At 37.0% G+C, this 14914-nt stretch carries 13 protein-coding genes and 3 pseudogenes; 2 read left to right on the top strand and 14 right to left on the bottom strand.

The annotated features are described in order from the left end of the window. Positions 1 to 188 precede the first annotated feature (188 nt). The 9 genes and pseudogenes from H1D32_RS18295 to H1D32_RS18255 all read right to left on the bottom strand — a co-directional run bounded on the left by H1D32_RS18295 (position 189) and on the right by H1D32_RS18255 (position 9452). Positions 189 to 1130, bottom strand: a complete 942-nt coding sequence (locus H1D32_RS18295; RefSeq protein WP_261179682.1) for a GGDEF domain-containing protein — start codon at positions 1128 to 1130, stop codon at positions 189 to 191. A 315-nt stretch (positions 1131 to 1445) separates the two neighbouring features. Continuing rightward, positions 1446 to 3125, bottom strand: coding sequence for an ABC1 kinase family protein (locus H1D32_RS18290; protein WP_261180003.1), 1680 nt, complete (start codon positions 3123 to 3125; stop codon positions 1446 to 1448). Between the two features lie 19 nt (positions 3126 to 3144). Further along, positions 3145 to 3438: a phasin family protein gene (locus H1D32_RS18285; protein ID WP_261179681.1), complete on the bottom strand. Its 294-nt coding sequence runs from the start codon at positions 3436 to 3438 to the stop codon at positions 3145 to 3147. Positions 3439 to 3651: 213 nt separating this feature from the next. After that, the gene (locus H1D32_RS18280; RefSeq protein WP_261179680.1) at positions 3652 to 4605 is read right to left on the bottom strand and encodes a calcium/sodium antiporter; all 954 of its coding nucleotides are present in this window, start codon (positions 4603 to 4605) and stop codon (positions 3652 to 3654) included. Between the two features lie 540 nt (positions 4606 to 5145). After that, positions 5146 to 7001: pseudogene (locus tag H1D32_RS18275) on the bottom strand (PTS fructose transporter subunit IIABC). Positions 7002 to 7013: 12 nt separating this feature from the next. Next, a complete protein-coding gene (gene pfkB, locus H1D32_RS18270) occupies positions 7014 to 7928 on the bottom strand; it encodes a 1-phosphofructokinase (RefSeq protein ID WP_261179679.1) in 915 nt (304 codons plus the stop codon). Further along, positions 7925 to 8523 (bottom strand): annotated as a pseudogene (locus H1D32_RS18265) (DeoR/GlpR family DNA-binding transcription regulator); the annotation flags it as partial. The pseudogene H1D32_RS18265 and the gene pfkB, both read right to left, overlap by 4 nt. 106 nt (positions 8524 to 8629) lie before the next feature. Next, positions 8630 to 9110 (bottom strand): annotated as a pseudogene (locus tag H1D32_RS18260) (DedA family protein); the annotation flags it as partial. A 192-nt stretch (positions 9111 to 9302) separates the two neighbouring features. Next, entirely contained in the window at positions 9303 to 9452 is a 150-nt protein-coding gene (locus tag H1D32_RS18255; RefSeq protein ID WP_261179678.1) for a YrzI family small protein, read from the bottom strand. A 224-nt stretch (positions 9453 to 9676) separates the two neighbouring features. Between H1D32_RS18255 and H1D32_RS18250 the strand changes: the two genes are divergently transcribed. Together H1D32_RS18250 and H1D32_RS18245 are read left to right on the top strand one after the other, a co-directional pair. Continuing rightward, positions 9677 to 11230 carry a glycine betaine uptake BCCT transporter gene (locus H1D32_RS18250; protein WP_261179677.1) on the top strand — a complete coding sequence of 518 codons (1554 nt, stop codon included), beginning with the start codon at positions 9677 to 9679 and terminating at the stop codon, positions 11228 to 11230. A gap of 135 nt (positions 11231 to 11365) precedes the next feature. After that, positions 11366 to 11551 carry a hypothetical protein gene (locus H1D32_RS18245; RefSeq protein ID WP_261179676.1) on the top strand — a complete coding sequence of 62 codons (186 nt, stop codon included), beginning with the start codon at positions 11366 to 11368 and terminating at the stop codon, positions 11549 to 11551. 46 nt (positions 11552 to 11597) lie between these two features. Here H1D32_RS18245 and H1D32_RS18240 read toward each other — a convergent pair whose 3' ends face one another. Genes H1D32_RS18240 through H1D32_RS18225 form a run of 5 tightly spaced genes read right to left on the bottom strand, consistent with a single transcriptional unit; the run spans position 11598 to position 14811 of the window. Further along, positions 11598 to 12338, bottom strand: coding sequence for an ABC transporter ATP-binding protein (locus H1D32_RS18240; RefSeq protein ID WP_261179675.1), 741 nt, complete (start codon positions 12336 to 12338; stop codon positions 11598 to 11600). After that, the gene (locus tag H1D32_RS25100) at positions 12335 to 12511 is read right to left on the bottom strand and encodes a hypothetical protein (protein ID WP_314733450.1); all 177 of its coding nucleotides are present in this window, start codon (positions 12509 to 12511) and stop codon (positions 12335 to 12337) included. Before H1D32_RS25100 ends, H1D32_RS18240 begins: the two co-directional genes overlap by 4 nt. Then, positions 12508 to 13032, bottom strand: a complete 525-nt coding sequence (locus H1D32_RS18235; protein WP_314733449.1) for an ABC transporter permease — start codon at positions 13030 to 13032, stop codon at positions 12508 to 12510. The genes H1D32_RS25100 and H1D32_RS18235 overlap by 4 nt, the downstream gene beginning before the upstream one ends. Before the next feature lie 24 nt (positions 13033 to 13056). Further along, positions 13057 to 13896, bottom strand: coding sequence for an ABC transporter substrate-binding protein (locus H1D32_RS18230; RefSeq protein WP_261179674.1), 840 nt, complete (start codon positions 13894 to 13896; stop codon positions 13057 to 13059). Between the two features lie 9 nt (positions 13897 to 13905). Further along, positions 13906 to 14811 (bottom strand): helix-turn-helix transcriptional regulator, encoded by a 906-nt coding sequence (locus tag H1D32_RS18225; protein ID WP_261179673.1) that lies wholly within the window; start codon positions 14809 to 14811, stop codon positions 13906 to 13908. Positions 14812 to 14914 lie beyond the last annotated feature (103 nt).

Below are 14914 nucleotides of genomic sequence, written 5' to 3'. Positions count from 1 at the left end.
CATGAAAAACATTTGCTCGTCGCAAGGCAGCTAAGAAGCGAATTCAAGCCGTTGCCTGGCTGGAACTAGAAATCAGTACTAAAAAAGGTTTTGCTTCCTTATTTTTAAAAAGACTCTGGCACTTTTCGACGAAGCGACAGAGCTTTCACTATGCTGAAATATACTCATAATAAGAAGTAGTGTTTCTTTTATACTACTATTTCATAACCATTTCTCCCATTGTTTTTAGAAGTATATAAGCCACGATCGGCATTTTTTAACAATGTAACAATATCTGGACCATGGAATGGGTAAAGGCTAATGCCAATACTCGTTGTTACAAGAAACTGTTGATCAGCATAACTAAATGGTATAGACATCATATGGATGATTTCTTCACTTATAGTAATAATCTCATTCTCGTTTTCTAAATTAGGAGCTAGTAAGATAAATTCATCGCCTCCCCATCTTGCAATAATATATTCTTCAGGGAACATTGATCTCAACCTTTTGGAAACCTCCTTTAGTAGTTCATCCCCGGCTTGGTGTCCCATGCTATCATTCACAGTTTTAAAATGATCAAGGTCAAGAATAAATACGGCAAGAGTTTTGTTTTCAGTGAGGAACTCTTCTAGATACCTTTGAATAAACCAGCGATTTGGTAAACCTGTTAATGCGTCATGATATGCCATATGTTCTATTTTCTGTTCAGCTATTTTTCTAGCACTTATATCTAAGCCAAATCCTAGTAAATATTCTTCCTTTAAACCATCCTCAAGTTCAATAATCGTCTTCCCAGTATACATATGGACCTCTTCGCCTTTAAAATGAACTATTACTTCTTTTGTTAAGAGGCTTCTCGTTTTCCATACTTTGAGATCCTCTTTTCGTTGGTTTTCAGCAATAGTCCTTGGAAAGAAATCAAAAACAGTTTGTCCAACTAACTCTGCTCTCGTTTTTCCATTACACTCACACGCTTGTTTATTAGCAAAAATAGTCCTACCTTCTTTGTCCTCAACAAAGATATTCATGGGTATTTCATCAAGAATTTTTTCATAAAAGGTTTCTCTCTTTTGAAGTTGTTCTAATAACTCTTGCTCACGTTTTTCTAACTCTGCTATTTTTCTCTGATAAATTGCTTCTCTATCCATCGCAAGGCCCCTTAAAAATCTCTATACTAGTAAACCTATCTATATATTTTCTGTCAGCAACAAACGGTAGTCATTCTATTAAATTGGAACACTTCCTATTCATTATTTATGTTCCTTTATCATAAATTGTACATGATATGCTATAGAAAAAACCGTCAAAGTTCTGAAAGTTTAATTAATATTAGTGGTATCTACACTGTTAGCGGTGTCAGACACCCAAAAAAGACAATTTCTATAAATTTTCCATACCACACGGACAAATGGTTTAGATACAATAACAGGGTGCCTCACGCAGAGGCACCCTGTTATTGGCTATTAGAATTTACCTGATTTAAAGATCGCATAAAATAGCCAGATGAACATTACCAAGGCGACTGCGAAGCCAATTTCTACGGTTGGCAAGCGCCAAATTAAGGTCGTTGTATGTCCGGTTAATGATGAGCCAATGATTAATCCAACCATAATAATACTAAAAGATAACAGGACAATACTGAAGGAAAGTCGATTACTGACCCGTTCGACTCTTGTTAGCAAGCGGTCAAAGTCAGAAAGAGAAATTTCAACTCGCATTTTGCCTTGTTTCATAATTGAAGAAAACTCTTTAATGCTTTTAGGAAAATCAGCAACTATCTCTCCGTATTCAACCATGTTACCCCAAAGCCTCGCAGCTACATTTTTGGGTTGGTATCTTTCTTTTAACAAATGGCGACCAAATGGCTCAGCTATTTTCACAATGCTTAAATCGGGATCTAGTTTTTCAACAATTCCCTCCATCGTCAACAAAGACTTTCCTACCAAAGTTAAATCCGTAGGGATACGTATCCCATGTTTTGTGGCCACAGAAAATAAATCAGTTACCGCCTCACCTAAACTCAATTGACTGAAAGGGACATCATAATACTTTTCACGAAGTAGATCAACGTCCGCTCTGAGCAAAGTCAGATTTGCTTCTTCTGGTATAAGTCCCATTTTTATTACCGATTTTACAACTCCATCTGTATTTTGAAGCATCATTGCAATAATGAAGGATGCGAAATGATCTCGCATCAGCGAACTAAGTCGCCCAACCATTCCAAAGTCCATAAAGATCACTTTGTTTCCAGAGGACACAAGTAAATTTCCCGGATGGGGGTCTCCATGGAAGAATCCATCAACCAATATTTGCTGAAACATTGCATGAGCAATTCGTTCAGCAATTATTTTCCGGTTAAAACCTTTTCCCTCTAGCTTCGATAGATCGTTTAGTTTAGTTCCTTCAACAAACTCCATCGTCAAAATTTTTGAACTTGAATACTCCCAATAGACGGTAGGAATGTAAATCTTATCGTCATCTTGAAATTGTTTTGCAATTTTCTCAGCATTACGTCCTTCAATAGAATAATCTACTTCAGCCCGCAATGACTTTGCAAACTCTTCTACAACATCCCGAAGTTGGTATTTGGCAGCCCAATCTAAACGCCTTTCCGCTAAAATTGCAATGTCCTGTAAAATTTCTAAATCAGTTTCAATAACCTTACGGATATTTGGTCGTTGAATTTTCACGGCAACGCGCTCACCTGTTTTCAAGACTGCAAAATGAACCTGACCGATTGATGCTGCGGCTAACGGACGTTCCTGAAAAAAGGAAAACATCTCTTCAACCCCAACTCCAAATTCAGTTAAAAACACCTGTTGCACTTCCTGATATGAAAATGGTGGTACATTATCTTGCAATTTTTCTAATTCTGAAATGATGTCTACAGGAATTAAGTCAGAACGAGTACTGGCTATTTGGCCAATTTTAATAAAGGTTGGGCCCAATTCCTCGAAAAACCTCCTGAAACGTTCGCCAACAGATTTTCTATTGATCTCTTTCCCTTCAATAAATAGCCGCTTCGGCATGCTTAATAGTTCAAGGAGACCTAGTTCCTTCATAATAAATCCGAAACCGTTACGGGTAAATGCGGCTACAATCTCTTGATAGCGTTGTAGATGCCTAATTCTTTTTCTGAAAATTGAGACCACACCCTATCCGTTACACTTGTTTTTGCTCTAATTCTCTAATACGATTTTCTAAATATTGTAGATCTTCTTTTGTGACTAGGTTTAGCTCTTGGAAGATAATCTTCATACGTTCCTTAATCATTTCGTCAACTTGATTTTTTGCTTGTTCACCTTTTTTAACCAACTCTGATACGAGCTCATTAGATTCTTCCTTTTTAATGTCACCTTTTTTTACCAGTTCATCAACAATAGCCTCAATTTGTTCCTTACTTTTCACCGCTAATCCTAAACCTAGCGCTAATCCTTTTTCTAATACATTCCTCATCTGTAAATCCTCCCTAGTTTTTTCTTATCGTACCCAATTAGAGGGAAGTTTACTTATTTATTAAGGATATTTCTCGAAGATTGTTGCTTTAAAATTGCTCGTAATGACAAGATTTTTCAAGGGCTCGGGCGTCTTTTCTAGCATTGAAAGATTTTTAAACGCAAAAATATGAATTACTGTCCAAAAGCTACAATGTTTAGTAAAGAGCCATTATTAATTTCGAAGAATGATGTACGCTAAATATAAAACGTAGGCCAAAGCTAAGAATACTCCTTCAAATTTTCCAACTCTGTACTTCGTTCTTGAGAAAACCAATAAAACAATTGTTAAAATGATCATCAGCATAACATCAAAGTGTATGTTCTCACTAACGGCTAATGGCGAGATTACAGATGACGTTCCGAGCACAAATAAAATATTGAAAATATTACTGCCGATGATATTTCCAAGTGCAATTTCACTTTGTTTTTTTATCGCTGCTGTTATTGAGGTTACTAATTCAGGCAAAGATGTACCAATTGCAACGATTGTTAAGCCTACTAATGTCTCACTCATACCAAATGTATAAGCAATTTCCGTGCTATTTTTAACAACAAGATCTCCACCGAAAATAATAGCTCCAAGTCCTAGGAGCGTAAGTAGAATATTTTTTCCCCACTTTTCATTCACGATCGTTTTTTCAGCAATAAGTTTATCACGACTTGTACGAACCACTTCAAAAATATAGTACATAAAAACAGTAAAGAATAATAAAAAGATAAAGCCATCAGCACGGGTTAATAAGTTTAAACTTAATGTTTGGAGCATGGTATCACTTATTAAAACTAAGAGTACAACACTCGCTAACAAGGCAAACGGGATTTCTTTCCTAATTGTTTCACTCTCGACTTTTAACGGATTTAAATAAGCGGTCAGACCAATCACTAACGTAATATTAAAAATATTACTACCGATGACATTTCCTAATGAAATTCCACCACTTCCCTCTAGAGCAGCTAAGATGCTGACTGTTGCTTCAGGAGAACTCGTTCCAAAGGCAACAATTGTTAACCCAATCAGTATTGGTGGAACCCGAAGCAAGCTTGCAATGTTTGACGAACCAGTAACAAAAAAATCTGCGCCTTTGATTAATAGACCGAACCCTACAAGCAAAAAGATGTAGCTCATTCTACTTCCCCCATCTTCATCTATGTTTCATAGTTCACTTTATGCACTTGTTTGTATTCTTAGCTTTTTCTTTCTCAAAATTTTTTACTCATAAGGCTGTTTTTGTAAACTTTGTTGCTTTTAGTTCTTAACCAAGTATTCTCTTGGTTAAGAACTAAAAGCTAATTATTAAAATAAACTTTTGCGTTTACAACTGAGTCAAACCTTAATCAAACTTAATAGCGAAAATAATGAATGAAGAAATTCATCAACTATTAATCTTAGAAAATTCCTACAAAAAATGACACGCTGTTAAGTTAACAGCGTGCCACTATTATTATTATTATTATTATTATTATTATTATTACGCTCTTTTCTAAAAGATTTTTGCCATTAGCTTTTAGCTCGTAACCAAGCGAATGCTTGGTTCTTCACGCTTTGCGTGAAGCTTTTGAGAATAAATAAGCCATTGGGACAAATATATTTGTCCCAAAAAGCTTATTTATTCTTAAAAGACGACCTAAAAGCAACAAAGTTAACGAAAACAGCCTATTATCATTATTATTCTACTGCATCCTTTTTCCAAAAGCCTAGCATTAATGCTGTGATAGCAGCTCCAACTAATATGGCAACAAGATACATGAACGGATTACCATTTACTAAAGGAATAACGAAAAATCCACCGTGAGGAGCAGGTAAGCCAATTCCGAACATCATTGTCAATGCACCTGCAACCGCAGAACCTACGATAACTGAAGGGATAACACGACCTGGATCTGCTGCTGCAAACGGAATAGCTCCTTCTGTAATAAACGACATTCCCATAATATAATTTGTTTTCCCTGCATCTTTTTCAGCCTTAGTAAATTTCTTTTTAAAGAATGTTGTTGCTAGGGCAATTCCTAGTGGTGGAACCATACCACCCGCCATAACTGCAGCGTGAGGCGCTAAATTTCCTGCATCGATCATTGCAATCCCAAATGTAAATGCAGCTTTGTTAATTGGTCCACCCATATCCACAGCCATCATTCCACCTAGTAATAATCCAAGTAAAACAAGGTTTCCTGTACCCATATTTCCTAACCAGTTTTCTAGAGCCGTATTTAATGCTACAACTGGTTCAATGACGATAAAGAGCATAATTAGTCCTGTAATTAAAATACCAAACACTGGATAAAGCAATACAGGTTTAATACCTTCTAATGATTTTGGTAGGCCACTAAACACTTTTCGTAATCCTAAGACTAAATAACCAGCTAAGAAACCAGCAATTAGACCACCTAAAAATCCAGCACCACCACTAGCAGCTAATAAACCACCGACCATACCAGGAGCAAAACCTGGGCGATTTGCGATACTCATCGCAATAAACCAGCTAATACTGGGATCATTAACCCGAAGGCATTTCCGCCACCGATCGTCATTAGTGCCTCAGCAATTGGATGATAAGTTTCATGTTCCGGATCAAAGGCCTGGATCCCAAAAATAAATGAAATAGCGATTAAAATACCGCCTCCAACTACGAAAGGAAGCATGTTTGATACACCATTCATAATGTGCTTGTAAAAGCCGTTTCTTCCCTTTTCACCGGTTTCTTGTTTTTGACCCGTTCCGCTGTATAGAGGAGCATCTTGCTTACTAGCTTTCTCAATCAGCTCTTGAGGTGATTTAATTGCCCGGGCAACTGGCACCTGAACAACATGCTTCCCATCAAAACGGTCCATTTCTACCGCTGTATCAGCTGCAACAATGATTGCAACAGCCTCGTTAATTTCAGCAGCTGTTAGTTGATTTTCTACTCCAGCAGATCCATTCGTTTCTACCTTTATAGTGAAACCCAATTCCTTTGCTTTGTTTTTTAACGCATCAGCCGCCATAAACGTATGAGCAATCCCAGTTGGGCATCCTGTGACTGCTAAAATTAAGCCATTATTAGTAGCTGGTTTTTCTTCTTCAACCACTTCAGCTTCCTTTTGATTTATTGCCTCTAGCACTTCATTAATAGATGTTGCTGTTTCTAGTCTTTTACGAAAGTTTAAATCCATTAAAAATGAAGATAATCTTGATAAAGTTTGAAGATGAGCATTGTTTGCTCCTTCACTAGCTGCAATCATAAAGAATAAGTGACTTGGTTGACCATCGAGTGCTTCATAATTAACGCCTGCTTTAGAACGCCCAAAAACAATCGCCGGTGTTTTCACCGCACTAGTCTTTGCATGTGGAATAGCAATCCCTTCGCCAATTCCAGTTGTGCTTTGCGCTTCCCGAGCTAAAATTGCTTCTTTAAACTTCTTTGAATCTACTAGTTTACCAGAAGAGTCTAGTTTGCGAATTAGTTCATCAATAACCGCTTCCTTAGTTGTCTCATGAAGGTTTAATTCAATCGTGTCTTTTGTTAACAAATCTGTAATTTTCATGTTGTTTCCCCCTTAACTTACTATTTCAATTTTTATTTCTGGTAAAAGCTTTTGAACAGTAGGCTTTTCGCACAAATCCAATGAAAAAGCCGTAGCGCTACCACATGCAATTCCATACTTAAATGCTTCAAGATAATCACGTTGTGTTTCGTAAGCTGCAACAAATCCTGCAACCAAAGAATCCCCTGCTCCAACAGAGTTTCTAAGCTCTCCCTTTGGTACGTTTGCAAAAGCTACAACTCTATCATTTAGTAGGATGGCTCCTTTGCTCCCTAAGGAAACAATGACGTTTTTCGGTCCTTTTTCTAGTAACCTTTTACCATAAAAAATAGCATCCTCAATACTAGTAATTTCGACCTCAAAGAGTTCTCCTAGTTCATGTTCATTTGGTTTCACTAAAAAAGGCTCGTATTGTAATATTCCTTCAAGTGCTTCACCAGAGGTATCTGCAATAAAACGGATATTTTTTTCAAAGCAAAGCTTTGCAACAGAACGATAAAAGTCAGGTGAAACAGCTGGCGGGAGGCTCCCCGCTAAAACCAGGAAATCTTCATTGCTCAGGTTCGCAATTTTTTCAAATAGTTGAAGCTCAGCCTCTTTTGAAATTAGAGTTCCAAGTCCATTAATTTCTGTTTCTACCCCTGACTTTAATTTGACATTTATTCTTGTTGGCTCATCTACCTCAATAAAATCATGTGAAATGCCCGCTTGTGTTAGAACATCACAGATAAAAGCACCAGTAAAGCCCCCAATATAACCCAAAGCAGTACTCTCTTCTCCAAGTCGCTTTAAGACACGGGAAACATTAATCCCTTTACCCCCAGGATAATACGCTGTTTTAGAAGCTCGATTTAATGAGCCAAGCTTTACATCATCAACTTCAACTAAATAATCGATAGATGGATTTAATGTGCAAGTATAGATCATGTTGTCACTACCTTTATTGTTGTTTTCTGTTCATACTCGGCTAGTATTTCTTGATCAGATTCATCTGTAATGATTGTTGCTAGCCTTAGCTCTGATATTTTCGAAAAAGTAACTTCATTAAATTTAGAATGATCGCCTAAAATAAAACATTCTTGTGACAAATTCATTGCTCGCTTTTTACAGTTGCTTCTTCAGGGTCCGGTGTTGTAAACCCATACTGACTATGAATACCATTTACGCCAATGAAACATTTATCAAAACGATATTGTTCTAGTCCTTCAATCGCCCCTGGGCCAATCAAAGCCCTAGTAATCGGTTTAATCTTCCCACCAGTCAGATAAGTATCTATGTTTTGTTCAAGTAATCCCTCTAGATGTGTTAGGCCATTAGTAACCACTTTTATATCTTTTGCCTGTATATGAGGTATCATCAGAAACGCTGTCGTTCCAGCATCTAGGTAAATACAATCATTGTCACGAATAAGTGACGCAGCGTACTTAGCGATTGATTCCTTTGCAGCTACATTTTTTGTAGACTTTTCAAGAACACTCAACTCTTCGCCTTTTTGATGAAGTAGAGACGCGCCACCATGAACATTACTGTCCTATATAAATGTTTCATGCCCATGAAAATAGCGAAAAGCATTAAGAAAATTAACAGTATCTCAACAAGGAAGTCGTTAACTAACAGACCAACATCCTTCCATCTTGGGCCTAATTTAACTCCTAGCCAAACATAAAGATATGTAATAGGAAGCATTGCAAAAAAGTATAGAAAATAAATAGTCCTATATTCATTTTTGCCATCCACAAGGTACCGGTACCAGTGTCCTTACTCCAGGAATGAACCTTCCAAAAAGGCAACACCACCACCGTATTTCCCAAAAAAATCTTCAACTTTTTGAATTTGCTTATTTTTAATAAATAGATACTTTCCGTATCTTAATAAAAACGGTCGCCCACCAAATCGGCCAATTAGATATAGTAACAAAGGACCTAACGTTCCCCCAAGAGTTCCAGCTAAAACAGCTAACCAGAATAGCATCTCACCCTCATAAACCCAAAATCCTGCTAAGGGTAAGACAATTTCTGCAGGAACTACTTCACAAGACAATGCCAAAACAATTCCAAGGTAGGACAGCTTTTTCAAAAGTTTTATAAGAAATAGTAGGATATGTTCCATGGTCACTCCTAGTAGAATTTACTTTAAAAGATTTTTTGATAACGTCTTTTTGATTGTGCACTTCTTTAAACCTGATAGTGAAATTGAATAGTACCATTGTTGCACATATTATTTTAATACATACCAAGTGATTTAATGTTGCTACAACGAAATAAGGCTGCCTCTTCATGAGACAGCCAAAATATTCTTAAATTATAGTAACCTTTGCGTATATAAAAAGCGTTGCTTCGTTTCCTCAAACTTTTGCTCTAACAATTCAGCTTCTCGGGCACGAGTAAGTTGTTCCCCTGAAAAGTTACGCTTTGTAATTTTTATTGTAAAAAATAAAAAGTGAAATACCATAACTAATTACCTCCTTAGTAATGGAACAAATTTATTGTTCCCTTTCTCACTTCAATTTTATCCAAATAATCACATTTAGATAACAGTCAATCGAAGGAAATCACCTCCATCTAAAGACTGATTTCTTTCTAGGAAGCAATATAAGAATGCCTGCATGAAATACATGATTTAAATCATAATAAGGAAAATTGTACTTATTTTTTTATAAAAAGGATGATTTCATCATGAAAGAACGAAATCTAGGATCGGTATTTTACATATCAGTAACAATCACAACTCTTTTTGTTTTATGGGGATTTATCTTTCCGGAACACTTAGAACTCCAAGCTACTAATGCACTTGAATTTACAACTAATGCCTTTGGGTGGTTTTATCTAATGGCGACGTTTTTCTTTCTGGCATTTGCCTTCTATTTAGCCTTTGGGCCTTACGGAAAAATTAAACTTGGAGAAGATGATGAAGAACCAGAGTATTCATTTTTTTCATGGTTTGCCATGTTATTTTCAGCTGGTATGGGAATTGGTTTAGTGTTCTGGGGTGTGGCTGAACCTATTTATCATTATATTACGCCGCCCTTAGGTCTTGCTGAGGGACTGTCACCAGATGCTGCCCGTTATGCACTTAGGTATTCATTTTTCCACTGGGGACTACACCCATGGGCTATTTATACCATTATCGCCTTAGCGCTTGCCTATTCACAGTATCGAAAAGGAGAATCAGGGCTAATCAGTTCGACTTTTCGCCCTCTTATTGGTGATCATGTTGACGGTGCAATTGGAAAAGGGATTGATACATTAGCTGCTATTGCAACCGTTTCTGGTGTGGCAACTTCTTTAGGACTTGGAACATTACAAATTAATGGGGGCTTGTCCTATATCTTTGGAATTCCAAACAATATCACGATCCAAATTATCATTATTTTAGTTGTTACCGTTTTATATATGATTTCTTCTACCACAGGACTTAATCGGGGCATTCGTTATTTAAGTAATTTAAATTTAGGACTTGCACTCGGATTACTACTTTTTGTTTTAGTTATGGGGCCTTCTTCTTTTATCCTTGAGGCTTTTACAACAACTATTGGTGGCTATCTAGGTAATATTATTCCAATGAGTTTTCGAATGACACCTTTTTCTCAAGGTACTTGGATTGGTGCTTGGACCCTATTTTACTGGGCATGGTGGATTGCTTGGGCTCCATTTGTCGGAACGTTTATCGCTCGTGTTTCTAGAGGTAGAACAATTAAGGAATTTGTACTTGGCGTTTTACTCGTACCGTCTATTTTCGGTGCCCTCTGGTTTGCTGCTTTTGGTGGATCAGCGATCTTTATCGATATGTTTCAAGGTGGCGGTATTTCTGAAGCTGTCAGTCAGGATGTTACTACAGCTTTATTTATTACTCTAGAGCACTTTCCTCTTGGAACGGTCCTTGCTCTGCTCGCTACATTCCTAATTATAACTTTTTTTGTCACTTCAGCAGATTCGGCTACCTTTGTTCTTGGGATGATCACTTCAAAAGGTGTCTTAAATCCAGCTAACTCTACTAAGTTAACTTGGGGCGTCCTACAGTCCTCAATTGCTGCCGTACTTTTGTGGAGTGGCGGGCTAAATGGTTTACAAACTGCATCAATCGTTGCTGCTTTTCCTTTTGCGATTATAATGGTTTTCATGATATTTTCAATTGTTAAAGCTTTGAATGAAGAAGTGAGAGAAGAAAAACAGAAGGAAAAACGAAGAAGAAAAAAATTAGATGAACTACTCAAACAAAGTCAGCAATAAAAAATAGAGGCTATTCTTATTAAAGGACTTATTGTTTCCTTTAAAGAAAGCCTCTTTCCTTAGTTGTGTAAGTTACGTGCATTCTTAAAAGAAATATGCCATGATAAATAAAAACGCATGTAAAGGGAGAAAAACATGATTATCGTCATTCTTGCACTAGTTTGTTGGACTATTGCTGCTATTTGTGCCACAATCGGATTTTTTAGTGCCATAAAAAACAAGAAAAAAACTGCAATTATATCCTTTGCGATTGGTACGGTAGCTATACTTACTTGGATTTTTGGAGCATTATTTACTTTTAACTTACTATTTATGCACTAAAGTTTTACGCAAAGCGTGAAAAGCCAAGCATCTGCTTGGCTACTTTCTAAAAAGTATAAAGTTCTTTCCATTTATTTAAAAACGGAGCAGCAGCTTCATTTGGATGCTCAATCACTGCTTTTGTACTTCCAGACTGCTGCAATTTGCCATCAATGATAACAGCTAAGCTTTTCGTCAAGTGTCTGATCTCTAGTAAATCATGACTAACAAATAGAGTTGTTGTATTAGTGTCTTTTAAGATTTCGTTAAAGTCTTTAATTAGCTGCGCCTTGGTCGGAAAATCAAGGGCTGAAAAAGGTTCATCAAGAAACAAAACTTCAGGGTCCAATATTAAAGCTCTAGCAAGATTAACACGTTGTGCTTCCCCACCTGATAATGATTTCGCATTTTTTTTCGCAAGATGGGAGATTTGAAATTTTTCTAACCAGTAACTTACCTGCTCACTAATGACTTTTTTATTCACCTTTCTTAACTTTAAACCTATTGCAACATTATCGTAAACAGTAGTATCAAAGAGAAGGGATTGTTGAAGTGCTACAGCAAACCTTCTCCGTAGCGCTAAATCAAGATGATCAGAATGCTTTGCTTCACCTTTATACATAACTTCGCCTTCTGTAGGGGCTTGTAAGTACGAAAGGACTTTTAATAACGTACTTTTTCCAGCACCATTTGGCCCAATAACCCCAACAACATCACCTTGATCTAGTGAAAAATCAGCAATATCTAATAATGTCTGTTTATTCGCTATTACTTTAACATTCTTTAATTGTAATATTTTTCCCATCATACATGATGCTTCCTTTGCTGTAGTGACGTTAATATGAATGTAATCGTAAAGGCTAAGGTCATCAAAATAAACGAAAGAGCAATCGCCACATCAAAGTTCCCTTTTGACACTTCCATAACCATAGAAGTGGTTAAGATCCTCGTATCACCTTTAATATTACCACCGACCATCATTGCCGCCCAACCTCTGCTAGAACTCGTCCTAAACCAGCCATGATCGCTGCAAAGATTGCTAGCTTTGTTTCTCTTAGAAGTAGTCCAAGTCTTTGAAATTTGGTTGCTCCTAGTGCTTTAATTTGCAGAAGCATTTTACTATCAATCTGCTGAAAGGCCGAAGATGTCAAACCTATAATAATAGGTAAGGAAACTAGAATTTGCGCTAGAATAATCGCTTGTGTTGTATATAACAGCCCTAAATGACCTAATGGCCCAGACCGCCAAAGTAGCATTGTAATATAAAGACCCGCGACAACAGGTGGTAACCCCATACCGATATTCACAAAAACAAGGACAATTTTCTTCCCAGGGAAAACTCGCAGACCTAATAACACACCTAAAGGAATGCCAACAACTGTACTTACCATAATCGCCGTTAACGATACCTTTAATGTTGTAAAGGTGATTTCATAGATCTCCCGATCACCTGTGATAATCATTTCGAATGCTTTGATAATTCCTTCGATAAAAAGATCCATTGAAACCACTCACTTAACGTTTAGTTATTCTGTAAACTGGAAAAACAAAGGTTGTCCATATTGTTCGACACCGAAATTTTTAATAATTGTTTGAGCTTCTTCGCTTACCATAAACTCTACAAATAATTTCCCTGCTTCACCATTTACAAAAGAATACTTATCCTGATTGACTTGCATCACATGATAAATATTTAATAATTTTTGATCACCTTCAACAAGTACGGCCATGTGCTCCATGTTTTTAGCATGTGCTAAATACGTAGCTCGGTCTGTTAGAAGGTAACCGTCTTTTTCAGCACTAAGCTGGAGCGTACTTCCCATTCCTTGCCCCGTTTCTATATACCAGCTTTGAGTTCCTGGTTCTAGTTCGGCTACATCCCAAAGATTAAGTTCCATTTTGTGTGTACCAGAGTCATCACCACGTGATACGAAGGTTGACCTCGTTTCGAATATTTTTGTCAAAGCAGTCTTTACATCTCTCCCATTAATCCCAGCTGGATCAGCAGCTGGTCCAATCAGAATAAAATCATTATACATTACCCTTTTCCTATAGATCACATCTTGATTTTGTACTAATTTTTCCTCGGAGGAAGGTGCATGTGTCAGTAGCACATCCGCCTCACCCTTTTCTCCCATCGCTAAAGCCTGGCCTGTCCCAACAGCGATTGTCTTTACTTTGATGTTGTGCTGTTTTTCGAACATTGGTATAAGGACGTCTAATAGTCCACTATCTTGTGTACTAGTCGTCGTTGCCAAAATAATCTCTGTAGATTGCGTTTCAATTTCTTGAGTATTACTACTTGTACAAGCGGCTAGAACATAAATTAATAAGAAATAAACACCTAGTTTAAATGTTTTTTTCATAATATCACCCTACAATTTTTTATAGATTAATTGCCCTAGTTCTTTAATATTGTATCCAGGTATTTTTGAAATGCTAGATTTAAATTGATCTGAACAAATAATCTCATACAGGCGCTTGAGTTCTTCTTCATTTTCCTGTGTCCACCGAAATACAAGGTCAAATTTCTCTTCTGTCACGGCAATAAAATCTAATCCTAAGTGTTCAGCTGCTGATCGAATCCCAAAACCTACATCTGCACTACCTCTACTAATATGGGAAGCAGTAGCTAAATGATTCCACTCTTCATTTACATAGCCGCTTACTGTTTTAGGGGCAATCTCATGCTTTGACAAAAACACGTCTAACAGAAATCTCGTTCCCGAACCTTTTTGTCTGTTAATAAATGTTACATCTTTACGTGTTAAATCACCAAAAGACGTAATATTCTTTGGATTGCCTCTAGCCACGATAAATCCTTGTTCCCTAGACACCAAGCGAATAACGGAAATTTTTTCATGAACAAAAAGCTGTTTAATGAACGGAAGATTATACTCTTTAGTGTTAGGATCTAAGAGATGAATGGCAGCAACATCTGCCTGACCGCGATATATCATCATCAAGCCATCAAGACTCCCTATATAGGTAGGGTGGATTTGAAGACTTGACTCCTTACTTATAAATTTAGTTAATTGCTCAACGATAAAGTCATGACTACCTGTCAACCGAATCGTTGTTGAACCTAATGACGGTTGAGAAGCTCCAGCGTTGTCTCTGCTACTATTTTTAAAACGTTCAACTTCTTCAGAATTAATCCTCATCTTGTTACCAATCTTAAAAGCGTGTAACTCGCCTCTTTTGATTAATTCATAGACTGTATGCTTTGAGATTTTAAACATCTTTGCAATTTCATCTGGTGTGTACGTGTCGTCAAACATCTTCCATCCCTCTTTTCTTAGGGCCGATACTTACTCAACTAGTACCAGCAGCGCCCTAGAAACTTGGTAAATCACTCTAATCCTACGATACCGTAAACCTAAA

This window comes from Anaerobacillus sp. CMMVII (assembly GCF_025377685.1).
Classification (GTDB): domain Bacteria; phylum Bacillota; class Bacilli; order Bacillales; family Anaerobacillaceae; genus Anaerobacillus.
Note: the sequence above shows the minus strand (reverse complement) of the source record. Positions and strands in the feature narration are given on the sequence as shown.

Bases quoted from the DNA above. Each gene is read 5' to 3' on its own strand.
- H1D32_RS25100 (WP_314733450.1), bottom strand. From the start codon at position 12,511: ATGATGGTCGGTGGTAATATTAAAGGTGATACGAGGATCTTAACCACT.
- H1D32_RS18295 (WP_261179682.1), bottom strand. From the start codon at position 1,130: ATGGATAGAGAAGCAATTTATCAGAGAAAAATAGCAGAGTTAGAAAAA.
- H1D32_RS18250 (WP_261179677.1), top strand. From the start codon at position 9,677: ATGAAAGAACGAAATCTAGGATCGGTATTTTACATATCAGTAACAATC.
- H1D32_RS18280 (WP_261179680.1), bottom strand. From the start codon at position 4,605: ATGAGCTACATCTTTTTGCTTGTAGGGTTCGGTCTATTAATCAAAGGC.
- H1D32_RS18235 (WP_314733449.1), bottom strand. From the start codon at position 13,032: ATGGATCTTTTTATCGAAGGAATTATCAAAGCATTCGAAATGATTATC.
- H1D32_RS18240 (WP_261179675.1), bottom strand. From the start codon at position 12,338: ATGATGGGAAAAATATTACAATTAAAGAATGTTAAAGTAATAGCGAAT.
- H1D32_RS18230 (WP_261179674.1), bottom strand. From the start codon at position 13,896: ATGAAAAAAACATTTAAACTAGGTGTTTATTTCTTATTAATTTATGTT.
- H1D32_RS18255 (WP_261179678.1), bottom strand. From the start codon at position 9,452: ATGGTATTTCACTTTTTATTTTTTACAATAAAAATTACAAAGCGTAAC.
- H1D32_RS18245 (WP_261179676.1), top strand. From the start codon at position 11,366: ATGATTATCGTCATTCTTGCACTAGTTTGTTGGACTATTGCTGCTATT.
- H1D32_RS18225 (WP_261179673.1), bottom strand. From the start codon at position 14,811: ATGTTTGACGACACGTACACACCAGATGAAATTGCAAAGATGTTTAAA.
- pfkB (WP_261179679.1), bottom strand. From the start codon at position 7,928: ATGATCTATACTTGCACATTAAATCCATCTATCGATTATTTAGTTGAA.
- H1D32_RS18285 (WP_261179681.1), bottom strand. From the start codon at position 3,438: ATGAGGAATGTATTAGAAAAAGGATTAGCGCTAGGTTTAGGATTAGCG.